At 73.0% G+C, this 23,011-nt stretch carries 26 protein-coding genes; 16 read left to right on the top strand and 10 right to left on the bottom strand.

The window, feature by feature from the left end:
• Positions 1-17: 17 nt before the first annotated feature.
• From A5481_RS20460 to A5481_RS20475, 4 genes are all read right to left on the bottom strand, one after another.
• The gene (locus A5481_RS20460; protein ID WP_048435585.1) at positions 18-500 is read right to left on the bottom strand and encodes a GNAT family N-acetyltransferase; all 483 of its coding nucleotides are present in this window, start codon (positions 498-500) and stop codon (positions 18-20) included.
• 14 nt (positions 501-514) lie between these two features.
• Positions 515-1,213, bottom strand: coding sequence for a tRNA (adenosine(37)-N6)-threonylcarbamoyltransferase complex dimerization subunit type 1 TsaB (gene tsaB, locus A5481_RS20465; protein WP_048435586.1), 699 nt, complete (start codon positions 1,211-1,213; stop codon positions 515-517).
• 272 nt (positions 1,214-1,485) lie between these two features.
• Positions 1,486-2,049, bottom strand: coding sequence for a NifU family protein (locus tag A5481_RS20470; RefSeq protein ID WP_048435587.1), 564 nt, complete (start codon positions 2,047-2,049; stop codon positions 1,486-1,488).
• A gap of 130 nt (positions 2,050-2,179) precedes the next feature.
• Positions 2,180-2,683 carry a universal stress protein gene (locus tag A5481_RS20475; RefSeq protein ID WP_048435588.1) on the bottom strand — a complete coding sequence of 168 codons (504 nt, stop codon included), beginning with the start codon at positions 2,681-2,683 and terminating at the stop codon, positions 2,180-2,182.
• Between the two features lie 404 nt (positions 2,684-3,087).
• On the opposite strand from A5481_RS20475, the gene A5481_RS20480 reads away from it, so the two are divergent.
• The 4 genes from A5481_RS20480 to A5481_RS35750 are packed head-to-tail and all read left to right on the top strand — an operon-like array spanning position 3,088 to position 6,669.
• The gene (locus tag A5481_RS20480; protein WP_048435589.1) at positions 3,088-3,645 is read left to right on the top strand and encodes a SiaB family protein kinase; all 558 of its coding nucleotides are present in this window, start codon (positions 3,088-3,090) and stop codon (positions 3,643-3,645) included.
• A 14-nt stretch (positions 3,646-3,659) separates the two neighbouring features.
• Positions 3,660-4,046 carry a DUF1987 domain-containing protein gene (locus tag A5481_RS20485; RefSeq protein WP_048435590.1) on the top strand — a complete coding sequence of 129 codons (387 nt, stop codon included), beginning with the start codon at positions 3,660-3,662 and terminating at the stop codon, positions 4,044-4,046.
• The gene (locus A5481_RS20490) at positions 4,043-4,981 is read left to right on the top strand and encodes a GGDEF domain-containing protein (RefSeq protein WP_082984940.1); all 939 of its coding nucleotides are present in this window, start codon (positions 4,043-4,045) and stop codon (positions 4,979-4,981) included. The genes A5481_RS20485 and A5481_RS20490 overlap by 4 nt, the downstream gene beginning before the upstream one ends.
• Positions 4,978-6,669: a SpoIIE family protein phosphatase gene (locus A5481_RS35750; protein WP_082984941.1), complete on the top strand. Its 1,692-nt coding sequence runs from the start codon at positions 4,978-4,980 to the stop codon at positions 6,667-6,669. The genes A5481_RS20490 and A5481_RS35750 overlap by 4 nt, the downstream gene beginning before the upstream one ends.
• A 75-nt stretch (positions 6,670-6,744) precedes the next feature.
• On the opposite strand, the gene A5481_RS20500 is transcribed toward A5481_RS35750, so the two are convergent.
• Positions 6,745-7,032: a GCG_CRPN prefix-to-repeats domain-containing protein gene (locus A5481_RS20500; protein ID WP_048432674.1), complete on the bottom strand. Its 288-nt coding sequence runs from the start codon at positions 7,030-7,032 to the stop codon at positions 6,745-6,747.
• 244 nt (positions 7,033-7,276) lie between these two features.
• On the opposite strand from A5481_RS20500, the gene rplS reads away from it, so the two are divergent.
• A complete protein-coding gene (rplS, locus tag A5481_RS20505) occupies positions 7,277-7,681 on the top strand; it encodes a 50S ribosomal protein L19 (RefSeq protein ID WP_048432673.1) in 405 nt (134 codons plus the stop codon).
• Between the two features lie 176 nt (positions 7,682-7,857).
• Here rplS and A5481_RS20510 read toward each other — a convergent pair whose 3' ends face one another.
• Complete coding sequence (locus A5481_RS20510) at positions 7,858-8,667, bottom strand: WecB/TagA/CpsF family glycosyltransferase (protein ID WP_064504260.1); 810 nt, start codon at positions 8,665-8,667, stop codon at positions 7,858-7,860.
• Between the two features lie 248 nt (positions 8,668-8,915).
• Here A5481_RS20510 and A5481_RS20515 point away from each other — a divergent pair, with 248 nt between their 5' ends.
• The 6 genes from A5481_RS20515 to A5481_RS20540 all read left to right on the top strand — a co-directional run bounded on the left by A5481_RS20515 (position 8,916) and on the right by A5481_RS20540 (position 15,366).
• The gene (locus A5481_RS20515) at positions 8,916-9,410 is read left to right on the top strand and encodes an acyltransferase (RefSeq protein WP_048433384.1); all 495 of its coding nucleotides are present in this window, start codon (positions 8,916-8,918) and stop codon (positions 9,408-9,410) included.
• Positions 9,407-10,438 (top strand): Gfo/Idh/MocA family protein, encoded by a 1,032-nt coding sequence (locus tag A5481_RS20520; RefSeq protein ID WP_048433383.1) that lies wholly within the window; start codon positions 9,407-9,409, stop codon positions 10,436-10,438. Before A5481_RS20515 ends, A5481_RS20520 begins: the two co-directional genes overlap by 4 nt.
• Positions 10,438-11,553: a DegT/DnrJ/EryC1/StrS family aminotransferase gene (locus A5481_RS20525; RefSeq protein WP_048433382.1), complete on the top strand. Its 1,116-nt coding sequence runs from the start codon at positions 10,438-10,440 to the stop codon at positions 11,551-11,553. The genes A5481_RS20520 and A5481_RS20525 overlap by 1 nt, the downstream gene beginning before the upstream one ends.
• Positions 11,537-12,559 carry an NAD-dependent epimerase/dehydratase family protein gene (locus A5481_RS20530; RefSeq protein WP_156311794.1) on the top strand — a complete coding sequence of 341 codons (1,023 nt, stop codon included), beginning with the start codon at positions 11,537-11,539 and terminating at the stop codon, positions 12,557-12,559. The genes A5481_RS20525 and A5481_RS20530 overlap by 17 nt, the downstream gene beginning before the upstream one ends.
• Positions 12,556-13,716: a DegT/DnrJ/EryC1/StrS family aminotransferase gene (locus tag A5481_RS20535; protein WP_048433380.1), complete on the top strand. Its 1,161-nt coding sequence runs from the start codon at positions 12,556-12,558 to the stop codon at positions 13,714-13,716. Before A5481_RS20530 ends, A5481_RS20535 begins: the two co-directional genes overlap by 4 nt.
• Before the next feature lie 888 nt (positions 13,717-14,604).
• Positions 14,605-15,366, top strand: a complete 762-nt coding sequence (locus A5481_RS20540) for a LuxR C-terminal-related transcriptional regulator (protein ID WP_064504261.1) — start codon at positions 14,605-14,607, stop codon at positions 15,364-15,366.
• A 164-nt stretch (positions 15,367-15,530) separates the two neighbouring features.
• Here A5481_RS20540 and A5481_RS20545 read toward each other — a convergent pair whose 3' ends face one another.
• On the bottom strand, positions 15,531-16,583 hold the full coding sequence (locus tag A5481_RS20545; RefSeq protein ID WP_156311793.1) for a hypothetical protein: 1,053 nt from the start codon (positions 16,581-16,583) through the stop codon (positions 15,531-15,533).
• 301 nt (positions 16,584-16,884) lie between these two features.
• Here A5481_RS20545 and A5481_RS20550 point away from each other — a divergent pair, with 301 nt between their 5' ends.
• On the top strand, positions 16,885-17,958 hold the full coding sequence (locus A5481_RS20550; protein WP_048433377.1) for a glycosyltransferase: 1,074 nt from the start codon (positions 16,885-16,887) through the stop codon (positions 17,956-17,958).
• Between the two features lie 18 nt (positions 17,959-17,976).
• On the opposite strand, the gene A5481_RS20555 is transcribed toward A5481_RS20550, so the two are convergent.
• Positions 17,977-18,516 (bottom strand): protein phosphatase CheZ, encoded by a 540-nt coding sequence (locus A5481_RS20555; RefSeq protein WP_048433389.1) that lies wholly within the window; start codon positions 18,514-18,516, stop codon positions 17,977-17,979.
• 491 nt (positions 18,517-19,007) lie between these two features.
• On the opposite strand from A5481_RS20555, the gene A5481_RS20560 reads away from it, so the two are divergent.
• The 4 genes from A5481_RS20560 (at position 19,008) to A5481_RS20575 (ending at position 20,162) form a co-directional block, all read left to right on the top strand.
• Complete coding sequence (locus A5481_RS20560) at positions 19,008-19,217, top strand: cold-shock protein (protein ID WP_048433376.1); 210 nt, start codon at positions 19,008-19,010, stop codon at positions 19,215-19,217.
• Positions 19,218-19,305: 88 nt separating this feature from the next.
• A complete protein-coding gene (locus A5481_RS33760; RefSeq protein WP_048433375.1) occupies positions 19,306-19,521 on the top strand; it encodes a hypothetical protein in 216 nt (71 codons plus the stop codon).
• An 18-nt stretch (positions 19,522-19,539) separates the two neighbouring features.
• Positions 19,540-19,923, top strand: coding sequence for a DUF6481 family protein (locus A5481_RS20570; RefSeq protein WP_048433374.1), 384 nt, complete (start codon positions 19,540-19,542; stop codon positions 19,921-19,923).
• 41 nt (positions 19,924-19,964) lie between these two features.
• A complete protein-coding gene (locus A5481_RS20575) occupies positions 19,965-20,162 on the top strand; it encodes a hypothetical protein (protein WP_048433373.1) in 198 nt (65 codons plus the stop codon).
• 42 nt (positions 20,163-20,204) lie between these two features.
• On the opposite strand, the gene A5481_RS20580 is transcribed toward A5481_RS20575, so the two are convergent.
• A complete protein-coding gene (locus tag A5481_RS20580; RefSeq protein ID WP_048433372.1) occupies positions 20,205-20,450 on the bottom strand; it encodes a hypothetical protein in 246 nt (81 codons plus the stop codon).
• A gap of 473 nt (positions 20,451-20,923) precedes the next feature.
• Positions 20,924-22,642, bottom strand: a complete 1,719-nt coding sequence (locus A5481_RS20585) for a methyl-accepting chemotaxis protein (RefSeq protein WP_167350046.1) — start codon at positions 22,640-22,642, stop codon at positions 20,924-20,926.
• Positions 22,643-23,011 lie beyond the last annotated feature (369 nt).

A 23,011-nucleotide genomic window follows, 5' to 3' on the forward strand; every position in this document is an offset into this window, starting at 1 on the left:
CCTGTCCCCAATGCGTCCTACCCCAAGGCCACCTGCATCATGATGGCGTTGGCGCGGCTGCCGTCCGACCGGGCGTAGTAGCTCGCCCGCCGGCCGGTCTCGGCGAAGCCGAGGCGGCGGTAGAGGGCGAGCGCCGGGACGTTGCCGTCGTCGACCTCGAGATGGACCCGGCGCACGCCGAGATCCTCCAGGGCCACGAGATGCGCGCGGAGCAGCTGCCGGCTCAGGCCCGCGCCGCGGGAGGCCGGGCCGAGGACGACGGTGAGGATCTCGGCCTCGTCGAGGACTCGGCGCGACAGGACGAAGCCGGCGAGCAGCGTGCCCATCATCAGGGCGTGGGCGACGTGGCCGCGCTCGCACAGCATGCGCTCGAACTCGTCCGCCTCCCAGGGCCGCGCGAAGGCGGTGGCGTGGAGCGCCGCGAGCTCGCCGGCCCGGTCGGCCGAGGTCAGCGGCGCGACATGGGCGGTGGGAGGTGAGCGGAACGGCATCCACTTCATCGGGGAAAGCTCCGTCAGCGGCGGGCGAGGCGCGCGTGGTCCTGCGGCTGGGCGTCCGGCCCGCGCAGGTAGAGAGGGCGGGCGAGGGCATGGGCCGGATCGGCGACGAGGCCGAGCGAGGCGACCCAGGCGATCTGCGGGGCGATGTGCCCGTCCGGCACCACGGCGCGCACGCCCTGGGCCGCGGCGGCCGCGGCGAGCGCCGGGGCGGCGGAGCCGGCGAGCGCCGCCGGGCCCGAGCCGAGGAGCCGCAGGGCCTCGGCCAGGGGCAGCAGGCTCGGCGGGACGGCGATGCCGCCGTCCTGGCTCAGGGCCTGGAAATAGACGTGGCCGTGGCGGGCATCGATCGCGGCGGCGAGCAGGTAGCCGTGGCCGAGGAAATCCTCGTCGGCGGCGAGCAGCGGCGCCAGCAGGGCCGAGAGCGTGGTGACGCCGACGACCGGGATGCCGCAGGCGAGGCCCACCGCGCGGGCCGCCGAGAGGCCGACCCGCAGGCCGGTATAGCTGCCCGGGCCGACCGTGACCGCGACCCGGTCGAGGCTGTCGAACCCGCCCTCGACCCGGGCGATCACCCGCTCGACGAGGGGCAGCAGCGCCTCGGCATGGCCACGGGCGAGATCCATGCTCTCCTGCGCCAGGGGCTCGGGCGAGTCGTCCGCCATGATGCAGGCCGCGCAGCGCTCGAGCGCCGTATCGATGGCCAGGATCCGCATCACCGTCAGGCTCCGCCCTCTCGTCCGTCCGCAGGCTCGTTGCCGCGGCCGGGTCCGTGCCGCCGGCCGCGGGTGGCCGATGATCGACCCCGCCGCTTGAGTCCCAGCTTGGCACGCACAGGTTAACACAAGAAGGACCGCCCCGCAGATGCGGGGCGGCCCGGTTTCCGTCTCAGCCTTTAGATCATCCGCCGCCGGCGGGGAAACCGCCCGGCGGCGGATTCGGCGTCAGGAGACGGCCGACCGCGATCTCAGATCGCCTGGACGCGATCTCAGATCGCCTGGACCTCGCGCACGTCGGGCAGGAAGTGGCGGAAGAGGTTCTGCACGCCCTGGCGCAGGGTGGCGGTGGAGGACGGGCAGCCCGAGCAGGCGCCCTTCATCTCCAGGAACACCACGCCGTCGCGGAAGCCCCGGAAGGTGATGTCGCCGCCGTCGCCGGCCACCGCCGGGCGCACCCGGGTCTCGAGCAGGTCCTTGATCGTGGCGACCGTGTCGGCATCGGCCTCCGCGTAGAACTCCTCGGCCGGCTCCTCGGGGGCGTGGCCGGCCTCGAGGACCGGGGCCCCCGACATGAAGTGCTCCATGATGGCGCCGAGCACCGCCGGCTTGACCTGCGGCCAGCCCGGCTCGCCCTCGGCCTTGGTGACCGAGATGAAGTCGTGGCCGAGATAGACGCCGGAGACCCCCGGCACGCCGAACAGGGCGCGGGCCAGCGGCGAGCGCGCCGCCGCCCCCTCGTCCCGCGCCTCGAAGGTGCCGTCCGCCAGCACGACCTTGCCGGGCAGGAACTTCAGGGTGGCGGGGTTCGGGGTGGCTTCGGTCTGGATGAACATGATGATCCTCGGGAGAGTTCTCTGCGCCGGTTCAAGGCCGGCCGGGAACGACGCGGCGCCCGCAAGGGGCAGCCCGCGCCTGCGGGCAGATGTGGACCCGAACGCGCGAAAGCTCAATGGAGGGCGGCCATCAACCGGCGAGCGCCGTGATCTCCGCCTCGCTCAGGCCGCCCGGCACGATCACCACCGGCACCGGGAAGCTGCCGGCGGTGCGCCCGGCGATCGAGGCGACGAGCGGCCCCGGCCCGTCGCTGCCGGCCGCCGCCGCGAGCACCAGGAAGGCGATGTCCTCGTCCGCCTCGATCTGGCGCAGGATCGCGTCGGCGCGCTCGCCGCTGCGCACGACGAGCTCGGGGTCGACGCCGGCCGCCCCGCGCGCCGCCGCCGCCAGCCCCTCCAGGCGCGCCCGCGTCTCGGCCTCGGCCTCGGCCCGCATCGCGTCGCCGACGCCGAGCCACTCCATCGTCTCGGGCGGCTCGGCCACCGCCAGCATCACCACCCGGGCGCCGAGCCGCGCCGCCCGGCGCACTGCGAAATGCACCGCGCGGTCGCATTCCGGCGTCTCGTCGACCAGCACCATGAACTTGAGCCGGTGCCCGGCCTCGAAGGACCGGCGCCGCTTGATCTCGACCATGCCCGGACGCGCTCCGCCGCCGCGCCCGATGCTGCCCCGGCGTCCCGCCGCCCGCAAGGGGCGCTCCGTGCGGGCGGCGAATCGCGCCGCGCGGGCCTCGTCCCCGCGGCACGGGATCCGCATCGGCGACGACGCGATTCGATCGGCCAGTCGAGATATCGGGGCTCGGATGCACAAGCCGGAGGCAAGTCGCGACTATTTCAGTCAGACCATGGGTAAGAAATCGCCCGCCGATGATCAGCGCCCGCATTTTTCTCATCTCCGTGAGGGACTTCCTCGAACGGGCGGAGTAAGAATCGAGTCAGTGTCTGTGACCTAACATGTCGTCTCGCCGGGCCCGCGACCGAGACCTGGCGAATTCGATCGAAAGGCCTAGGCCGTTCGGCTTCGGGCGGGAGAGAGCGGTGCTCGCAACTGACTTCATGGCGTTCCACGAGGCGTCCCGGCGCAATGGGATCATCCTGTCGTTCGGCGGCGACCTGTCCGAGAACGTGCTGTTCTCCCTCGGCGAGGTCCTGAAGCTGCGCATGCGGCAGGGCGCCACCGACGCCTCGGTGTCGAAGCGGGTGTTCTCGGTCTTCGTCGAGCAGGCGCAGAACATCATCCGCTACTCCGCCGACAAGCTCGTGCCGCCGGGCGAGGCTCCGGCGGGCGGCATGGTGAGCGCCGGCCTGATCGTGGTGGGGGTCGAGGACGGGCGCTTCTTCGTCGCCTGCGGCAACGAGGTGCCGGGCGAGCACGTCACGTCCCTGCGCGCCCGGCTCGACCACATCGCCGGCCTGTCGGGCGACGAGCTGAAGAAGTACTACCGCGAGCGGCTGCGCCAGCCCGCCGACGAGGGCAGCCTCGGCGGCAGCATCGGGCTGATCGAGATCGCCCGGCGCGCCAGCGCCCCGGTCGAGTACGACTTCCAGGCCCGCGGCGACGACCGCTGCTTCTTCTGCCTCAAGGCCTTCATCTGAGGCGCGCGACGACGATGGACCGGATCCAGATCCCCGCCACCAGCCGCTCGCCGCTGGTCGATTTCGACTTTCCCGCCGGGCGCCTGCTCCTGCGCGGCGAATCCTACCCCGAGGATGCCGCCGCCTTTTACGGCCCGCTGCTCCAGGCCCTGCGCGGCTGCCTGGAGGGGGAGGCGACGCCGCTGACCTTCGAGGTCGCGCTGTCGTACTTCAACTCGTCGAGCGCCAAGGCCCTGATGAACCTGTTCCTGCCCCTCGAGGACGCCGCCGAGGAGGGCCGCGAGGTGACGATCCGCTGGCTCTACGCCGCGGGCGACGACACCATCGCGGAGGCCGGCGAGGACTTTTCCGCCGATTTCTCGCACGCCCGGTTCGAGATGGTGCAGGAGACCGCGGCATGACGCGGGACCTCGGCGCCGCGGGGACCGACGGCGGGCCTCTCCCCGAGGCCGGCGGCCCCCCGGATGCAGGCCCCCGCAAGGCCGGCGCCGGCAAGGGTGGGGGAGCCAAGCCCGGCGGGGCGGCCAACGTGTTCAGCCTGTTCGACAACGAGGAGGCGATCCTCGACCGGACCGAGGTGATGCTGACCCAGCTCGCCGCCGTCGCCGACGGCGTGAAGGTGCTGGCCGAGGCCTACCGCCGCGGCTACCGCGAGCAGCGCCGGCTGGTGCGCCTGAGCGACCGCATGCAGGCCGACCTGCAGAAGGCCAACAAGCGCCTGGGCGAGCAGCAGCGCGACCTGCAATCGCTCAACGAGGCCCTGTCGGGCGAGATCGAGACCAGCGCCCGGCTCGAGGCCGAGCTGCGCCGCCTCGCCGATACCGATCCGCTCACCGGGGCGCTGGCCCGGCGGCGCTTCCTGGAGGTCTGCGCCCGCGACTGGCCGCGGCGCCCGGGCCAGGCGGCCTGCCTGCTGATGCTCGACCTCGACCGGTTCAAGCTCGTCAACGACAATCACGGCCACGCCGCCGGCGACGCGGCGCTCGTCGCCTTCGTGGCCGCCTGCCGCTCGGCCCTGCGCTCCCTCGACGCCGTCGGGCGGCTCGGCGGCGAGGAATTCGCCGTCCTGCTCGTCGAGACCGGGCCCGGGGACGGGGCGGCGGTCGCCGAGCGCATCCGCGCCGCGGTGGCGGCGCGTCCGGTCGCCACCGACTCGGGACCGATCGGCATCACGGTCAGCATCGGGCTCGCGGCGACCGGGCCGGGGGAGAGCCTCGAGGCGGCGATGCGCCGGGCCGACGCGGCGCTCTACGCCGCCAAGAACGGCGGCCGCAACCGCGTCGAGCCGGCGCTGCCGGCCCCCGCGGAGCCCGCCCCGACGGAGCCCGCCCCATGAGCGGCGAGGCCCTGCCGCAGGACGCCCCCCGTCAGGAGGTCTCCCGCCGCGGCGGCTCCCTGCGCGGCGCCGGCCCGCTGCGCCGGGGCGACGCGCGCGCCGATCTCGGCTTCGCCGGGGTGCCGACCGCGCGGGACGGCGGCGCCGACACGATGCGCCCGGGGGCCCTGCGCGGCGCGGCGCGGGGCCGCGACCTCGACGGCCTCGCCCATACCCTGTTCCGGCGCCTCTCGCCGGTGATCGCCGCGGTGGTGCTGCTGACCCAGGTGGTGATCGCCTGGGTCAATTACGGCGACCAGATCCGCCTCACCGGCGAGCGGGCGCAGATGATGGCGGACATGACCGCCCGGGCGCTCGCCCGTCCGGACTGGCCCGCCTCCTTCGGGCCGCAGCTCCAGGCGCTCACCCTCGATCCGGCCTTCCGCTTCGCGGTGCTGCGCGATGCGTCCGGCGCCGTGATCGGGCGGCTCGGCGAGGAGCCGCGGGGCCGCAGCTTCGAGCGCATCCAGGTCTCGTCGGAGATCGAGGCGGGGAACCGGGACGGCTCCGGCCCCCAGCCCGCCGGCAGCCTGACCCTGGTCCTGTCGGCGGAGGCCCTGCGGGCCAATGCCGAGAAGCAGGTCGTGATGGTGCTCGGCGCCAGCCTCGCGCTGATCCTGGCCTTCGCGCTCGCCCTGCGGCTCGCGGTGGCCCGGCACGTGCTCGCGCCCCTGGCGCGGCTCCTCGCGGCGATGGGCCGGGTCGAGCGCAAGGAGTGGGTCACGGTCGACCTCGCCGGCCACCGGCGGCCGAGCCGGGAGATCGCCGACGTCTCCGCGGCCTTCAACCGGATGGTCGAGGGCCTGCGCAGCGGCGACGAGGCGCGCCACCTGCTCGCCGAGCTCGAGCGCGCCCATGCCCGGCTCGCCGAGGCGAACGGCCTCGTCATGGAGAGCCTGCACTACGCCCGCCGCATCCAGCGGGCGGTGCTGCCGGGGCCCGGCTCCCTGCGCGAGTCCGGTCTCGAGGTCGCGGTGCTGTGGGAGCCGCTGCACGTCGTCGGCGGCGACTATTTCTGGATCGAGGAGATCGACGGCCTCCGCATCGTGGTCGTGGCCGACTGCACCGGCCACGGCGTGCCCGGTGCGTTCCTGACCCTGATCGTGGCGACCGCCCTCGACCGGATCCTCCACGACCGGGGGCTGCGCCGGCCCGACGCCATCCTGGCCGCCCTGGACGGAACGGTGCGGGCGCGCCTGCGCCAGGACCGGGAGGAATCCGACCTGTCGGACGAGGGGCTCGATTGCGGGATCTGCGTCCTCGACCGGGCGGCGGGCACGCTCGACTTCGCCGGCGCCGGCCTCGCGCTCACGGTCCTGTCGGCGGACGGGGTCGCGCGGATCAAGGGGCGCCGGCACGGCCTCGGCTACCGGCCGACCGGCCGGGAGGAGCCGTTCTCCACGGTCTCTCTGCCGCTCGGCGACGGCGCGACCTACTACCTGATGACGGACGGGGTCAGCGACCAGATGGGCGGGACGCCCCGGCGCCTCCTCGGGTATCGCGCCGTCGCCGAGATCCTGGCGCGGCATCGCGGCCTGCCCCTCGACGGGCAGATGGCGGCCCTGGAGGCGGCGCTGGCGGCCCATCGCGGCGCCGAGCCGCGGCGGGACGACATGACCCTGGTGGCGTTCCGGCCGGAGGCCGGGTGAGCGGAGCGGGAACCGTCCGGATCCCCGCCCCCGTCACGTGGTGCCGATCAGAACGGGCCGACCGGCGCCCGCCGATCAGAACCGGCAGATGCGCCGCGGCCCGTAGGGCGTCGGACGGATGAAGCAGCGGCGGCCGTAGACCCGCGGCGGGCCGAAGTAGCGACGGCCGTACATCGGCCGGCAGCCGCCGTAGGGGCCGCGGGCGAAGCCCGGGCCGCAGCCCTGGGCGACCTGCGTCACCGGCGCCTCGGGGGCGAGCACGCCGGCAAGGCCCGGCCCGGCCGGGGCGGCGCTCGCGGGGGCGGCGGCGAGACCGCCGAAAGCCAGGGCGGCGAGGCCGGCGATCTTCCAACGCATCAGCATGAGGGAGGGTCCTCCGTGTGGTCCTGAAGCGGGCGGCGCCTGCGTCCGGCGCCGCACCGAGCCGTCACAACACCGCGGGCGCCGTTCTGTTCCCGCCCGTCGGACCGTCCGGAAAAAGCGCTCCTCGGGCGTGTCGACAAGCCGCGGCGGTTCCTGTAAGGAGCCGGCAACTCACAACAGGACGCCGAAATCCTGACGCCGGATCCCATCCCGGGGCGCGGCGGCGACGGCAGGAGTTTGATCCATGAACATCATCCAGCAGCTCGAGCAGGAGCAGATCGCGGCCCTCGGCAAGACGATCCCCGATTTCGAGCCCGGCGACACGGTCATCGTGAACGTCAAGGTGAAGGAAGGCGAGCGCAGCCGCGTCCAGGCCTACGAGGGCGTCGTGATCGCCCGCTCCGGCGGCGGCATCAACGAGAGCTTCACCGTCCGCAAGATCTCGTACGGCGAGGGCGTCGAGCGCGTCTTCCCGGTCTACTCGCCGAACATCGACTCGATCAAGGTGGTCCGCCGCGGCAAGGTGCGTCGCGCCAAGCTGTACTACCTGCGTGATCGCCGCGGCAAGTCGGCCCGTATCGCCGAGCGCGCCGAGCGCGGCGCCGAGAAGGGCAAGACCAAGGCGAAGAAGCCCGCCGCCGCCGAGTAATCCTCGCGCCCGTCGCGAGACGGTAAAGAGGCCGCCTCCCCTCCCGGGTAGAGGCGGCCTTTTTCATGTCCGGGCCGGAGCAGCGCCCGATCGCGTTGCAATCGGCCACTGCTCCAGACCTTCGATTTTGCCGCATCGTCTTCGACGAACCGGTATCCGCCTCGTCGGGCAGTGCGCTAGCCCGCCCCGAGCGCGCCCCGCCCGAGCCCGCCCTTGCCCAGCTCCGCCTCCTGCCGGAACTGCAGCTGCAGGCCTCCGACCTTGAGCGCGCCGGAGCGGGCGAGCCGGGTCAGCGGCCCCAGCATCGACAGCATGAACCCGGCATCGGAGGCGTAGCGGCCGGCCAGCCGCCGGGGATTGCCGGCGAGCCGCCAGGCCCATTCGAGGCCGGTGCGGGTCACCCAGGCCGGCGAGCGGTTCTGCTTGCCGAGGATGAACTCGAAGGCGGCGCCGCAGCACAGGATCGAGGGCGCGGAGATCCCGGCCCGGCGCAGGCGCAGGGCGAGGAGCTCGCTCTGCGGGGCGCCGACGGCGATGAAGACCACGTCGGGCGCCGCCTCCCGCACCCGGGCGATCACCTCCTCCACCGCCGCCGGGTCGCGGATGAAGCCGAAGGGCGGGCGCACGACCTCGAGGCGCCGGCTCGCCATCACGGACCCCGCCTCCTCGGCCGTCACGTTGCCGATCACCAGGACCGAGCGGTCGTGCAGGCTGCGCCCGGCCGCGAGGCGCCGCACCAGGTCGCTCCCGGTCGCGACGGTCATGCGCCGGCGCAGGAAGCAGGTGTTGAGCAGGTTGCTGTCGAGGGTGACGATCGAGGCCCGGCGGTAGCTCTCGCGGAATTCCGGGTTCTGCGCCAGCAGCCGCAGATGCATCATGTTGAGGGTGAAGACCGTGGCCCGGCCCCGGACCAGGGCGGTGGCCAGGGCATCGAAGCTCAGGCCCCGCACGACGCAGGTCGGGGCTTTGTCCGCTAAGGTCGGCATGAGGGTGCTCCTTCGCGGACGAGTGTCGGAATCCGCCCCCTCTCCTGCCCAGACCGGAAAACGGCGAGGCGTCGCGCCCCGCCGGATTGGTCCTGTACTCGTCCGATACCTCCGAAGCGGTAGCGGGACTGGACCGTTCTGGCATCGATCGGGGTGATTAGGGTGTAACGCGCACCCTCGCATTGGCACGATTACTTGGCTGCGCCGGCCCCCTAGCGTCCCAGCACGGTGACGGGACGGGGGACGGGATGCCGGTCGTGAATGCGAGGATCGATGCGAGCGCCGAACTGGCCGATCCCGCCCTCGTCAACGTCTACGGCTGCGAGATCGGCGCGCAGGCCCGGATCGGGCCCTTCGTGGAGATCCAGCGCGGCGCCTCGGTCGGCGCGCGCTGCCGGATCGGCGCCAACGCCTTCCTGTGCGAGGGCGTGACCCTCGAGGACGACGTCGCGATCGGTCCCGGGGTGATGTTCACCAACGACCGCCATCCCCGCGCCGTGACGGCGGCGGGCGCCCTGATGGGGCCGGAGGACTGGACCCTCGAGACCACCCGGGTCGGGGCGGGCGCGATCGTCGGCGCCAACGCGACGATCCTGTGCGGGCTCACGATCGGCGCTGGCGCCCGGATCGCCGCCGGATCGGTCGTCACCCGCGACGTGCCGCCGGGCGCCTGCATGGCCGGCGTGCCCGCCATTCCCTCTCCCCTGCCTTCTTCCCTGCCCAACCCCGCGGAGGCGTCATGATCGGGATCGGAGTCATCGGTTACGGCTATTTCGGGCCGAACATCGCCCGCTGCGCCGCGGAGGCGAACGGCACCACGCTGAAGGCCATCGCCGATCCGTCGCCGGCCGCACGGGCCCGCGCGGCCGCCCGCCACCCGGGCGTGACGATCGACGAGAGCTGGCAGCGGATGCTGACCGACCCGGAGATCGACGCGGTCGCCATCGCGACGCCGACCCGGCTGCACTACGAGATCGCCCTCGCCGCGCTCATGGCCGGCAAGCACGTGCTCGTCGAGAAGCCGATCACGCCGACCTCCCGCGAGGCGGCCCGCCTCGTGGCGGAAGCGGCCAAGCGTCGGCTGACGCTGATGGTCGACCACACCTTCGTGTATACCGGCGCGGTCCAGAAGATCCGCGAGCTGATCGATACCGGCGTCACCGGCGACCTGTTCTACTACGACTCGACGCGGATCAATTTCGGCCTGTTCCAGGACGACGTGAACGTGATCTGGGACCTGGCGGTGCACGACCTCGCCATCCTGGACTACCTGATGCCGGCCGAGACCCTGGCGATCTCGGCCACCGGCGCCGGGCACATCAAGGGCAGCCCCGAGAACCTCGCCCACATCACCCTCTACCTCGAGGGCGGCGTCACCGCGCATCTCAACGTGAACTGGCTCGCCCCGGTGAAGATCCGCCGCACGCTGATCGGCGGCAGCCGCCGGATGATCGTCTTCGACGACATGGAGCCGAGCGAGAAGGTGAAGGTCTACGACCGCGGCGTCGAGTTCGACGAGCGGCCCTCTCAGGAGGAGATCCGCCGCATCCTGCCGGCCTACCGGATGGGCGACGTCTGGACCCCGCACATCCCGGTCAAGGAGGCGCTCGTCACCGAGATGGAGCACTTCGCCCGCTGCATCACGCACGGAGAGACGCCGCTGACCTCCGGCGAGAGCGGCCTGCGCGTGGTGCGCCTGCTCGAGGCCGCCTCGCAATCCCTGGCCCAGCGCGGCCACCCGATCGACCTGTCTCCCCTGAGGGCCGCCTGATGATCCCGCTTCTCGACCTCGAGGCCCAGTACCGGGCCGTGCAGGAGCCCCTGGAGGAGGCGGTGCTGGCGGTGCTCCGCAGCGGCGCCTACGTGCTCGGGCCCCCCGTCGCCGCCTTCGAGCGCGACTTTGCCGCCCATTGCGGGACCGCGGAGGCGGTCTCGGTGTCGACCGGCACCGCCGCGCTCCATCTCGGGCTGATCGCCGCCGGGGTGCGCCCCGGCGACGAGGTGATCACCGTCGGCATGACCTTCGTGGCGACGGTGGCGGCGATCCTCTACGCCGGCGCCAAGCCCGTCCTCGTCGACGTCGATCCGCAGACCTACACCATGGACCCGGCGGCGTTCGAGGCGGCGATCACGCCCCGCACCCGCGCGGTGGTGCCGGTCCACCTGCACGGGCGGCTCGCCGACATGGCGGCGATCTGCTCCATCGCCGGGCGCCACGGCATCACGGTGATCGAGGACGCGGCGCAGGCCCACGGCGCCGAGCGGAACGGCCGGAAGGCCGGCGGCTTCGGCACGGTCGGCTGCTTCAGCTTCTACCCGGGCAAGAATCTCGGCGCCTGCGGCGAGGGCGGGGCGGTCACCACCGACGATCCCGACATCGCCAGGACCCTGCGCTCCCTGCGCGACTGGGGCCAGGAGGGGCGCTACAACCACGTCCGCCCGGGCTTCAACTACCGCCTCGACACCGTGCAGGCGGCGGCGCTGGGGGTGAAGCTGCGCTTCCTCGACGGCTGGACCGAGGGGCGGCGCCGGGCGGCCGCGCGCTACGACGCGCTGCTCTCCCAGGCCGGCCTCAAGGCGCCGAAGCCCGGCGGGCGCGACCACGTCTACCACGTCTACGCCGTGCGGGTGCCGGACCGCGACGCGGTGCGGGCGCGGATGCAGGAGGCGGGCGTCGCCACCGGCATCCACTACCCCAAGGCGGTGCACCACCAGCCGGCCTACGCCGACCGCGTGCGCCTCGGCACGCCCTGCCCGGTCTCGGAGGCGCTGGCCGGCGCATGGCTGTCGCTGCCGCTCTTCCCCGAGATCACCGAGCGGCAGATCGCCACCGTGGTCTCGGCCCTCACCGACAGCTTGGGAGATGGTTATGCTGAAGCCGTGTGAGCCGTCCCGTTCCCTCGGCAGGGTCCTCGTCACCGGCGGAGCCGGCTTCATCGGCTCCCACATCGTCGACCAGCTCGTCGCCCGCGGCTGCCGCGAGATCGTGGTGGTCGACAACCTGATCCGGGGCCGGACCGAGAACCTGTCCGCCGCGATGGCCGCCGGCGCGGTCGAGCTCGTGATCGGCGACATCCGCGACCGCGACCTGATGGCCGGGCTGGTGGCGGGCTGCGACACCGTCTTCCACCAGGCGGCGCTCCGGATCACCCACTGCGCCGCCGAGCCGCGCGAGGCGATCGAGGTGATGGTCGACGCGACCGCCGCCCTCGCCGAGCTCTGCGTCGCCGAGCGGGTGGGCAAGGTCGTGTACGCCTCATCGGCCTCGGTCTACGGCATGGCCGCGACCTTCCCGACCCCGGAGGCCGAGGCGCATTCCGGCAACCGCACGCTCTACGGCGCCGCCAAGAGCTTCGGCGAGGGGTTGCTGCGCTCGTACAACGACATGAATGGGCTCGACTACGTGGCGCTCCGCTACTTCAACGTCTACGGCCCGCGCATGGACCTGCACGGGCGCTACACCGAGGTCCTGATCCGCTGGATGGAGCGGATCGCCCGCGGCGAGCCGCCGCTGATCTTCGGCGACGGGCTGCAGACCATGGACTTCATCGACGTGCGCGACGTCGCCCGGGCCAACGTGCTGGCGGCGCTCTCGCCGGCGAGCGACGTGGCGCTCAACATCGGGCGGGGCGAGGAGACCTCGCTCCTCGATCTCGCCCGGCGCCTCGCGACCGTCATGGGCCGGCCGGACCTGGTGCCGGTCCACGAGGCCGAGCGCAGCGTCAACCCGGTGCCCCGGCGCCTCGCCGACGTGAGCCTCGCCCGGGCGCTCACTGGCTTCCGTGCCGAGATCGGCCTCGACGAGGGCCTCGACGCCCTGGTCGCGTGGTGGCGGCAGAACCGCAGCCCGGCCGCCGCCGTCCCCTCGCCCGTGATGGAGCTCGCCTCGTGATCCCGATCATCAAGCCGAGCCTCGGCGAGGCCGAGGTCGAGGCGGCGAGCGCCGTCATCCGCTCCGGCTGGCTCACGCAAGGGCCGCAGGTCGTCGCCTTCGAGTCCGAGTTCGCGCAGGCCGTCGGGGCGCCGCATGCCTGTGCGGCCTCGAACTGCACCACCGCGCTCCACCTGGCGCTCCTCGCCGCCGGGGTCGGGCCCGGCGACGAGGTCGTCACCGTCAGCCACACCTTCATCGCCTGCGCCAACGCCATCCGGCAATGCGGGGCCGAGCCGGTGCTGGTCGACATCGACCCCGTCACCCTGACCATCGACCCGGACCTCGCGGAGGCCGCGATCACGCCCCGCACCCGGGCGATCCTGGCGGTGCACCAGATCGGCATGCCCTGCGACATGGCCCGGCTGGTGCCGATCGCCCGCCGCCACGGCGTCGCCCTCGTCGAGGACGCCGCCTGCGCCATCGGCTCCGAGATCCGCATCGACGGGGAGTGGCAGCGGGTCGGCCGGCCGCTCGGGGACGTGGCCTGCTTCTCGATGCACCCGCGCAAGATCCTCACCACCGGCGAGGGCGGCATGCTGACGACCCGGCACGCCGCCTGGGATCGCCAGTTCCGGCTCTGGCGCCAGCACGGGATGGGCGTCTCGGACGTCGCCCGCCATGCCAGCCGGGCGGTGGTGTTCGAGGATTATCCGACGACCGGATACAACTACAGATTGACAGACCTGCAGGCGGCGATCGGCCGGGTGCAGCTCGCGCGTCTCGACGCGATCGTGGCCGAGCGCCGGCACCTCGCCGGCCTCTACGCCGAGGCCCTCGCCGGGCTGCCGGTCGAGGCGCCGGTCGAGCCCGACTGGGCGCGGTCGAACTGGCAGAGCTACGCCGTGCGCCTCGGCGCGGGCGCCGACCAGGTCGCGGTGATGCAGGGTCTGCTCGACCGCGGCGTCGCCAGCCGCCGCGGCGTGATGTGCATCCATCTCGAGCCGGCCTACGCCGATCTGCCCCTGCGTGCGCCCCTGCCCCATTCCGAGGCCGCGCGCGACCGCTGCATCCTGCTGCCGCTCTACGGCGGCATGGGCGACGACGCGGTCCACGCCGTCGTCGAGGCTCTCGCCGACGCCCTGGCGGGCCGCCCCGCCCTGCCGCTGAGCGCCTGACGCCCCCGACCCGACACCCGTCGCATCGTCGCTGCCGATCATCGGCGGGCCGCCAGGCCCGCCGATGATCTTTTGTCGTCTGGCGCTCTGCCTCGCGACAATCACCGTTAAAAACTATCAAACGGTATGGTTGGCCGACCGTGCTTCGGTTGATTGTCGAGCCGGTGGGAGGCGTGCTGCCCGAGGGCGGAAATGTCGGGTCCTGTACATCGGCTCATGCGGCCGAGCGGCGCCGAGATGACGCGAGGACGACGGGCGGCTGCCGTCGAACGCCCCGCTTCCAGGCGGGCAATGCCTCCGGCGCCCCGCCCCGTCCTGCCGTCGCCCGCAGCCCGGTTGCGCCGGCCCGCTATCGGGGGCGCCCCGTCGTCCCGTCCCGCCGTCAATGCGGTTCTGGATCGTATCGGCGCTGAAGCTCTCACGGAACTGTGATCTTCTGAAGAATTACCGGTTGGGCATGTCTAGGACGCCTGTAGACGAGTCGACGCTCCGTGCGGCTTCTCGCTACGTCTGAGGATTGCCACTCAAGGTCCATGCCCTGGCGCGTCACTTCGATGGCATGCACGCAACACGTGTACATCAAGCGGACGAGTTCCGCATACCGACAATCAAGTCCCCTCCCCTCTTCAATGAAGCCAGCGTTAAAGTACCTCATATAGGATTGTAACTGTTTTATGGCCGTGTTAGGACTGAAATCAGGAGAGGCGGGCGGACGCGAAGGGCTCTTTCGACTGGATCGCGCAGTCGACGGCCCGGCGGCGCCGGCTTCCCTTACCGATCCGGCTCCGGACAAGGGGTGGAACGGCGCGGCCTGACCGCTTCCGTATCCATCGCGCCGCGAGACCCGTCCAACAATAATGATCGATCGTACAGTGGTGGAGGTGAAGCATGTCGACGCCTGCTCTCGTTGATTACGGCCTCGCTTCGCGGGGCCGCCGGCTGGTCGAGGTAAGTGAGACTGTGTTGGAGCCGGTCGAACCGGGCGAGGTGGCCGGCCTGAAGCCCGCCATCGCGATCATCGAGCCGCGGCAGCTCGTGCGGGAATGCCTGCGCAACTGCCTCGCGGAGGCGATCCCCGACCACGACGTCGTGACCTTCGCGTCGATCGACGAGTGGGAGCGCGGCAAGGTCGGGCACCGGGACGGCGACCTGGTGGTGCTCTACTACGACCCCCGCGAGGCCGGCCGCGCCGGCGCGCAGCGCGAGGCCGCCCTGCGCTCGCGGATCGGCCCGAACACGAGCCTGGTCCTGCTCTGCGACAGCGAGGATCCGGGCGAGATCGTCGAGCGCCTCAACGAGGGCGCCCGCGGCTACATCCCGACCAACGTCAGCCTGAAGGTGGCGATCGAGGCGATGCGGCTGGTGCGGGCCGGCGGCGTGTTCGTGCCTGCGAGCTGCCTGCTGCAGCGCCGCGGCGGGGCCGAGGAGGCCGGGGCGGCCGATCCCCGCAGCCAGTTCACCCCGCGCCAGACCGCGGTGCTGGAGCAGCTGCAGAAGGGCAAGGCGAACAAGATCATCGCCTTCGAGCTCAACATGAAGGAGAGCACGGTCAAGGTCCACGTGCGCAACATCATGCGCAAGGTCGGGGCGACCAACCGGACCGAGGTGGCGATCCGCGCCTTCGAGGCGCGCTCCGACATGAAGATGTGACGCGAAGGGGGCGCGGGAGGGTGTCCCGCGCCGGCCCGCACCCGGCGGGCGCCTCCCGTCCCGATTGCATTCGTTCCTCGCCCCGGCCGGCAATCGGCGCGGGGCTCGCCCGCGCCGGGAGGCCTCGGCCACGCCCGGCGGGGATTCTCACTCGCCGGGGATTCTCACTCGCCCTTGAGCGGCGGCGGCGGGGCCGCCACGCGCGGGCCGGGACCGCCCGGATGGGCGGGATCGTTGTTGGTCACCATCGCCAGCACCGAGAGGATCCGGTCCTTGTCCGCCTGCAGGCGGTCGATCTGCGCGTCGGTGCAGCCCTCCTCGAGATAGGCGAGGATCACGGTGCGTCCGGCCGTGTCGGTGATGTAGCCGCCGAAGTCCTGGAACGCCCGGGCGAGCGCCCGGCCCTCCGGCGTCGTCAGGCCGAGGCGGTCGAGATCGACCTGCGGCGGGATCGCGAACAGCGCCCCCATCGGGATCACGCCGGTATGCCCGTTCCGGCCGCCCCCATCGGTCGTGGAGGCCGGCCAGACCGTGCGGGTCGGGCTCGCCTGGGTGACGCTCGCCGCCATCGCGATGGCGTGGCGGATCTCGCCCCGGTCGAGCTCGTCCCGGCGCACCAGGCCGCCGGCGAGCGAGCCGCCGAAGGCCCGGATTCCCTCCGACAGCCCGGCCCGGCCGGAGATGCCGCTGCCGCGCAGGTCGGTGCGGACGACGACCTGCGCCGTGTACTGGTCGCGGGCCGGATCGAAGGCGCCGAGCCAGACCTCGTAGGCGTAGCGCCCCTCCTCGTCGACGAGGATCGCGTGCCGGTCGGTCCCGCCCAGGAAGGCGAGGCCGGGCGGGGTGCGCAGGGTGAAGCGCCCCCCCGCCGGGCTGCCGCCATGCGGCCAGGGCACGGTCGCGGGCCGCCCGCGATAGATCCAGGTGCGCACCGGGTCGGCCGGTCCCTGGCGGTAGATTCCGAAGGCGTGGCCGCCGATCCACGCGAAGGCGCCCGCCGGCCCGCCGGCATTCTGGTTGCGCAGGAGCGCCGTCTCGACGGCGTCCCCGGCCTGGAACGTCGCCCCGCGCCCGAGCGGGGTGTTCCAGATGCTCGTCGACGCGAAGGGCTGCGCGACCGGATCGCGGAACGGGCCCGGGGCCTCGGCCCGCAGGGGCGCGCCCGGGAGGGCGAGGCAGAGGCCGAGGCCGAGGGCGAGGGCGGGGGGCATGGGCACGTCACGAACTCTCCCGGCGGGAACGGAACCGGCAGGGTAGCGGAGCGGACCGCCCGGCGAAGCGCCGCCTTCGGGCCGCGGAACCGTCCGCCGGACGGCGCGGGAGCCGTGCGCCTTTCGGGGGAGCCCGCCGCCTTTCTCGGGAGCGCCGCCGCCGGATTGTCCCGCTCCGGGCCGCCCGGACGCCCCCTAGGCTCCCCCTCGGGCGACGGCCGCGGCCGGCCGCCAACCGATGCGACAGATGCGACACGACCGAGGCGGCGCGACCCGCGCGACGCGATCATCATGGGAGCCGGCTTCGATGCAGTGGATCCTCGCGATTCCCTTCGTGCGCGACGAGGGCGGCGACTGGATCACCCGCCATGTCGGCGGCTCGGCCCGCTTCACGGCGGCCCCGGCGCACTACGACCACGATCGCTCGCGGGCCGTCTCCGGCCTGTCGGAATGGTCCGACTACCTGCGCCATGCCTGGCAGGCCTGGCGCCTGGTGCGGCAGGCGGCGCCCGGCGAGGCCGGCCTGATGACCGGCTTCCCGCAGCTCGCCGCGGCGGCGGCCCTGGTCAAGCTCGTCCTCGGGCGGCGGGACGTGCCGCTCGTCGCCTGGTGCTTCAACCTCGGCCGGACGCCGGGAGGCTGGAAGGCGCGCCTCGCCAGGGCGGTGCTGGGTCAGGTCGACGTGTTCGTGGTGCATTCCCGCCGCGAGATCGCGCTCTACGCCGCGTGGCTCGACCTGCCGCCCGAGCGCTTCGTGTTCGTGCCGCTGTCGATCCAGGACGAGCCGCGCGAGACCCGCGAGGACGAGGCCGAGCCCTTCGTGCTCGCCATGGGCTCGGCCAACCGGGATTACCGCACCCTGGCGGCGGCGACGGAACGGCTCGGGGTCCGCACCGTGATCGTCGCGGGCGCCCACGCGGTCGAGGGCGCGCACCTGCCGTCCAACGTCACCGTGCTGAACGGTCTCGACATCGCGGCCTGCCACGACCTGTGCGGCCGGGCGCGGGTCAACGTCGTGCCCTTGAGCAACATCGCCTTCACCTCGGGCCAGGTCACGGTGCTCGAGGCGATGATGCTCGGAAAGCCCGTCGTGGCGACCCGGGCCGCCGGCACCGAGGATTACGTGGTCGAGGGGGAGAACGGCCTCCTGGTGCCGCCGGCCGATCCCGACGCCCTCGCGGCCGCCCTCGCGGCCCTGTGGGACGATCCCGAGGCGAGGACCCGCCTCGGCCGCGGCGCGCGCCGCACGATCGAGGAGCGCGCTACCTTCCGGGCGGTCGCGCCCGCGATGGCGGCGGTGCTGGAGGCGGCCCGGGCCCGTGCCGCGGGCGGGCCCGGCCTCGCCGCTCCGCCCGCCCCGTCGCGCAGCCCGTCGGTTTGACGGGCCGCCGGCCCGTCCTCAGGGAAACATCGCGTCGACGGCGTCCTGCGAGACCGAGGCCTCCCCCGGCAGGGCGGGCCCGTTGAGGAGCGCATCCTCGCCGGTGCGCCGGTCCGCCCGCGCGGCCGGGGTCTGCGGCCCGGCCCAGAGGCGGAGCATCTCGCCCACCCGCTCCTCGACGAAGCCGATGGTCCGCACGACCTTCGAGATGCGCTGGCCGGTCAGGTCCTGGAAGTTGCAGGCCTCCACCACCGACTGCATCTGCGCCTGGATGGCGAGGGCGTCCTGCCTGGCCGCATCGTCCCGCGTGCGCCGGGCGATCCCGCCGGCGAGCGCGTCGACGGTCTCGGCGGCGGTCAGGATGGTGTTGGTGGCCTGCTCGGTGCCCTGGACGACCGCGTTGAGCTCGTCGCAGGCGCGGCCGATCTCCTGCTCCTGCCGCAGCTCGGCGAGTTCGTGGCGGGTCCGCGCGATGGCGTCGGAGATCGACACCAGATGACGCTGCAGCAGAGCGGCGTGCTCTTCGACCGAGGGAGAAATCGCCGAATTGCCCGTCATCGTCGCGACCATCGCTTGTTGTCGTCCGGGCAGGATGGATAGCCGATCGGGATTAAACAACTCCGAAGACCGGAACGATCGCCGCGGGCCGGATCTCGGTCGTCTCCCGGCCTCCGATCCGGCGTCGCGGCGTCGCGTGCGCCCGCTCGACGGGGAGCCGGGCGCCGGCGGCGCCCGGCCGATCGTCCGGGCCTTGCGGGATTCCCGATCCCGGCCAGCGCGTTAGCGGACGCCGGAGAGTCGATGCCGGGATCGTCGGCAGGGCGTAAGATACAGATTTTTCATAAATATTTTCCCGTCGAGCTTGCGCTTTGCCCGCATTTAAAATAGTAATTCCGGATCGATTGTTGGCCTGATTACCGAGCCGTTCTGCCGCGTTCACGTCGGCTCCCGCTCGGCCACTCTCTCCAAACCTGTCGATTTAATCGGATCGTGGCGCCCCCAGGCGGGTGCCGCGCGCCTCAAGACGCTTGCAGAATATGGATACGACGATGGCGATCGGCACCGTGAAGTGGTTCAACGTGCAAAAGGGTTTCGGCTTCATCCAGCCGGATGACGGCGGCAAGGACGTGTTCGTGCACATCTCGGCCGTCGAGCGCGCCGGCATGCAGACCCTGGCCGAGGGCCAGAAGGTCTCCTACGAGATGGAGACCGACCGCCGCAGCGGCAAGCAATCCGCCGGCGACCTGCGCGCCGCGTAAGCGACCACGTTCCGGGATGCGGATCGGACGATCCGCATCCCCCGCCCTGCGCCGCGGCGCAGGGCCAGACCTCCAACGGATTTTCCGGGTGAATTTTACCTTCAGTTCGTCTTGTCACGATGCGGCGGTCGAGCCCGCCACCTTCCAGGTGCGGCAGATCTGGCAGCAGGTCGATGACTGCCACCAAGACGTCAGCCACCTGATCGACCGAAGCTACCGCTACCACTCCGTCCGCGAGCTGCGCTGGCACCTCGCCGACCGGTTCTCGCGCCCGATCCGCTCCCTCGCCCTGAGCCGGGTCTGAGCGTCGGGCCGATCAGCGATGGGCAAGTTCAGGGATGCGCCGCTGGGCGACCGACTGGGTTCGGCCGCTGCGGCGAAGGCGGCGGCGCTGGCCCGGTTCCGGGCGCACGGCGCCGACGGCGATCCGGCTCTGGCGGCGCGACGCGCCGAGCGGCAGGCCGTCGCCGCGGCCCGGACCGTGCGGCTCGCCGAGCGCGAGGCCGAGCGGGCGGTGCAGGAGGCCGCGCGGATCGCGCAGGCCGCCGAGGCCGCGGCCGAGCAGGCCCGCGTGAGCGCGCTCGAGGCCGCCGAGGAAACCCGCCGCGCCGAGGAGGCCGCGCAGGCCGCCGAGACGCGGCTCTCCGACCAGAAGGCCGCCCGCGACGCCCGCTACGCCGCCCGCAAGGCGCGCCAGCGCGGCTGACCGGCCGGCCGCGGCGACGCCGCTCGAAAGGGGTTGACCCCATGTCCTACAAGTTCAAGCTTCACCAGCGCGTCCGCATGGTGCGATCCGGCGCCTCCGACGCTCTCGCCAGCGACATGGACGCCTTCGAGATCGTGCGCCTGATGCCGGAGGATCGCAGCGGCGAGGCCGCCTACCGCATCCGCTCGCCGAAGGGCGAGCGCGCGGTCCGGGAGAGCGAGATCGTCGCCCTCCCCTGACCTGGCGGGAGAACCGGCGCGACGGCGGCCGGAGCCTGCACGTCAGTTGCATCCTTCCTTGTGGACGGTCTTGGAATTGCCCATCCCGTCCTCCTTGTGGACGGTCTTCGAGCCGCAATCGACGCTGCCGGTGGTGATGTCGCGACGCTCGACGATGCCTTCGCGATGCTCGACCGCGATGCCCGGCGCCCGGTCGCGGTGGATCACGGTGGTCTCCTCGGCCATCGCCGACATCGAGAATCCGGCCAGGATGACGGCCGCGGCGCCGGCAGCGAATACAGTCCGCATGGATGCCTCCTCAGTTCATCTGGCGCTAACAACGTCGGCCCGTCGAAATGCGTTCCAGAGATCATGACGGCATCGCGGACGAATAGCCTGAAGGGAAAAATTCCTCGATCGCTCGTCGGGTGAGCCGTACGGATCGATTGTGGGGACGCCACGATCCACTTGCGCCGCATGGAAGTCTCCACGCCCCGCCTGTGGCCCCCGCGCCACAGGCGCGGGACCTTGCACCCGGTCCGGCAATGAGAGCGCTTGGCCGGCCGTCTTACCGTCAGGGCACGTCCGCACCTTCCCGGGCCTGGAAATCCCGCTTTCCGGCAAGTCTGCCGTGGAGACCGCCTGTCAACCAGACCGCCGCCGCGCCGGCCTCGCGCGTCGCGATGGGCCACATCGTGTCGATCAACCTGTCCGTGCAGCCGTGATCCCCTCGCGCCGTCGAACGGATGCGTTCGACGGCGCGAGGGGATGATTCCGCTCCCTCACGCCGCCCTGACGGTCGCGAGGAAGCGCCCCACCTCCCCGCGCAGGTGCTCGGACTGGCGCGACAGCTCGCTCGCCGCCGACAGCACCTGGCTCGCCGCCGCCCCGGTCTCGTCGGCCGCGCCCGCGACGCGCACGATGTTGCCGGTCACCTCGTCGGTGCCCTTGGCCGCCTCCGCGATGGTGCGCACGATCTCCCGGGTCGCCGCGCCCTCCTCCTCCACCGCCGCCGCGATGGCGGTCGAGGCGGCGCTGATCTCGCCGATCTCCCCGGCGATGCCGGCGATCGCCGCCACCGTCTGCTCGGTCGCGCCCTGGCGCAGGTCGTGGACGAGGCGGGCGGTCTCGCCCGCGGCCCCGGCGCTGCGGCGAGCCATCTCCGCCGAGGCGCCGACCCGGTGGCCGATCTCGTCGACCGAGGCGCCGAGCTGGCCGGCCGCCGCCGCGACGGTGGCGACGTTCGAGGAGGCCTCCTCGGCGGCGGCCGCGACGCCGGTACTCTGGTCCGCCGTGCGGCCGGCGATCTCGGTCATGCCGCGGGCGGTGGCCTCCATCTCGGACGAGGCCGCGGTCACCGCCGCCAGCACGCCGCCGACCGCGCCCTCGAACCGGTCGGCGAGCTCGCGCAGGGCCGCGCGGCGCTGCGCCTCGGCACCGAGGCGGGCGGCGGCCGCCTCCTCTTCCAGGGCGGCGGCGCGGGCGAGCCCGTCGCGGAGCTGCGCCATCGCCGCGGCCATCGCGCCGATCTCGCTGCGGGGCGAGGCGGCCGGCACCGCGACGGCGAGGTCGCCGGCGGTGAGGCGGCGCATCGCCTCGACCATCCGGGCGAGCGGCCCGGTCACCCCGCGCACCAGCATCAGCGCGCCGCCGCCGACCGCCGCAGCCGCGCCGGCCAGGATCGCCAGCGCGGCGAGGAGCCAGGTCTCGCTCGCCCGGCTCTCCGCCGCCACGATCGCGCCGAGCGACGCCGTCGCGGCGACCCGCGCCCGATCGACCTCGGCGATCACCTCGCTTGCCTGCCGGAACCACTCCTCGGCGGTGACCGGATAGGGCTCGCGGGCCGAGCCGGCCCGGACGACCGCGGCGCGGGTCGCCTCGAACGCCTCGAGCCGGCGCGCGACGGCGGCCAGCGCGTCCCGGACCTCCGCCCCGAGGGCGGGTCCGGAGGCGCGGGCCTGGGCCATCGCCGCCTCGACCCGCCCGGCGAGCGACGCGATGGCACGGACCTGCTCGACGGCGAGGGGCTGGCGCCCGGCGATCGCGGCGTTGAGGCGTCCGCGCTCCCGGCCGGCGAACTCGCCCGCGTCCCACAGGGCGCGCTTGACGTCGAGACCGTGATGGATCGTGCCCGGCACCGATCCGGAGATGCCGGCCCGCACCGCGTCGAACAGGGCTTGCTCGCGGACGATGACCGCGGTCGCGGCCGGGAACCACGCGGCGGCGAGGTCGGGATCGGCGCTGCCGGCCAGCACCCGGTCGACCCGCTGCCGCAGGGACGCGAGGTCCCGGCGCCCCGCATCGAGGGCATCGCGGGCCCGCGACACCGCCTCCTCCGGGCGCAGCGCCGCGAGCGCCGCGTCGAGCCGGCGGTCGCCCTCCTCGCGCAGACGTGTCAGCGCCGGGCGCTCCGCCTCCGCCGGCGGCCGGGCGAGCCAGCCGTTGGTCAGCCCGCGCTCGGCCGCGAGCGAGACCGCGGCGGCACCGAGCCCGTCAGTCACCCGGTTCGCCTCCGCCGTCCGCCGCATGATGTCGGCCGCATTCCACGCCCCGATCACCTGCACGGCAGTCAGCCCAAGAAAGAGGCAGCCGATCAGGCCCAGGATAAGGAAAATTTGTCTACGCAGCGACATGTTCGACAGTTCGGACGAACGACTGGATCGGTCTCACCCCTCTATCGCGACGAGTGTTTAATATTGATCTTACAACCGTCGTGCTGGGCCGCCCCACGGCCGGTTGCAACCCCCTCCCGGCGGGCGCGCGGCTCGGGCCCCCGACACATCGCCGCCGCCGTTTGGTCTTGCCGCTGCCCCGCGCAGGGTCCAATGTCCCGCCGATTTCGCGCGCCGGCGCCGCGGCCGGCGCGACCA

It is taken from the genome of Methylobacterium platani, from assembly GCF_001653715.1.
Lineage (GTDB): Bacteria > Pseudomonadota > Alphaproteobacteria > Rhizobiales > Beijerinckiaceae > Methylobacterium > Methylobacterium platani.

Coding starts and splice junctions, on each gene's coding strand:
- A5481_RS20460 (WP_048435585.1), bottom strand. CDS start 500: ATGAAGTGGATGCCGTTCCGCTCACCTCCCACCGCCCATGTCGCGCCG.
- tsaB (WP_048435586.1), bottom strand. CDS start 1,213: ATGCGGATCCTGGCCATCGATACGGCGCTCGAGCGCTGCGCGGCCTGC.
- A5481_RS20470 (WP_048435587.1), bottom strand. CDS start 2,049: ATGTTCATCCAGACCGAAGCCACCCCGAACCCCGCCACCCTGAAGTTC.
- A5481_RS20475 (WP_048435588.1), bottom strand. CDS start 2,683: ATGGTCGAGATCAAGCGGCGCCGGTCCTTCGAGGCCGGGCACCGGCTC.
- A5481_RS20485 (WP_048435590.1), top strand. CDS start 3,660: ATGGACCGGATCCAGATCCCCGCCACCAGCCGCTCGCCGCTGGTCGAT.
- A5481_RS20490 (WP_082984940.1), top strand. CDS start 4,043: ATGACGCGGGACCTCGGCGCCGCGGGGACCGACGGCGGGCCTCTCCCC.
- A5481_RS35750 (WP_082984941.1), top strand. CDS start 4,978: ATGAGCGGCGAGGCCCTGCCGCAGGACGCCCCCCGTCAGGAGGTCTCC.
- A5481_RS20500 (WP_048432674.1), bottom strand. CDS start 7,032: ATGCTGATGCGTTGGAAGATCGCCGGCCTCGCCGCCCTGGCTTTCGGC.
- rplS (WP_048432673.1), top strand. CDS start 7,277: ATGAACATCATCCAGCAGCTCGAGCAGGAGCAGATCGCGGCCCTCGGC.
- A5481_RS20510 (WP_064504260.1), bottom strand. CDS start 8,667: ATGCCGACCTTAGCGGACAAAGCCCCGACCTGCGTCGTGCGGGGCCTG.
- A5481_RS20515 (WP_048433384.1), top strand. CDS start 8,916: ATGCCGGTCGTGAATGCGAGGATCGATGCGAGCGCCGAACTGGCCGAT.
- A5481_RS20520 (WP_048433383.1), top strand. CDS start 9,407: ATGATCGGGATCGGAGTCATCGGTTACGGCTATTTCGGGCCGAACATC.
- A5481_RS20525 (WP_048433382.1), top strand. CDS start 10,438: ATGATCCCGCTTCTCGACCTCGAGGCCCAGTACCGGGCCGTGCAGGAG.
- A5481_RS20530 (WP_156311794.1), top strand. CDS start 11,537: ATGCTGAAGCCGTGTGAGCCGTCCCGTTCCCTCGGCAGGGTCCTCGTC.
- A5481_RS20540 (WP_064504261.1), top strand. CDS start 14,605: ATGTCGACGCCTGCTCTCGTTGATTACGGCCTCGCTTCGCGGGGCCGC.
- A5481_RS20550 (WP_048433377.1), top strand. CDS start 16,885: ATGCAGTGGATCCTCGCGATTCCCTTCGTGCGCGACGAGGGCGGCGAC.
- A5481_RS20555 (WP_048433389.1), bottom strand. CDS start 18,516: ATGACGGGCAATTCGGCGATTTCTCCCTCGGTCGAAGAGCACGCCGCT.
- A5481_RS20560 (WP_048433376.1), top strand. CDS start 19,008: ATGGCGATCGGCACCGTGAAGTGGTTCAACGTGCAAAAGGGTTTCGGC.
- A5481_RS20570 (WP_048433374.1), top strand. CDS start 19,540: ATGGGCAAGTTCAGGGATGCGCCGCTGGGCGACCGACTGGGTTCGGCC.
- A5481_RS20575 (WP_048433373.1), top strand. CDS start 19,965: ATGTCCTACAAGTTCAAGCTTCACCAGCGCGTCCGCATGGTGCGATCC.
- A5481_RS20580 (WP_048433372.1), bottom strand. CDS start 20,450: ATGCGGACTGTATTCGCTGCCGGCGCCGCGGCCGTCATCCTGGCCGGA.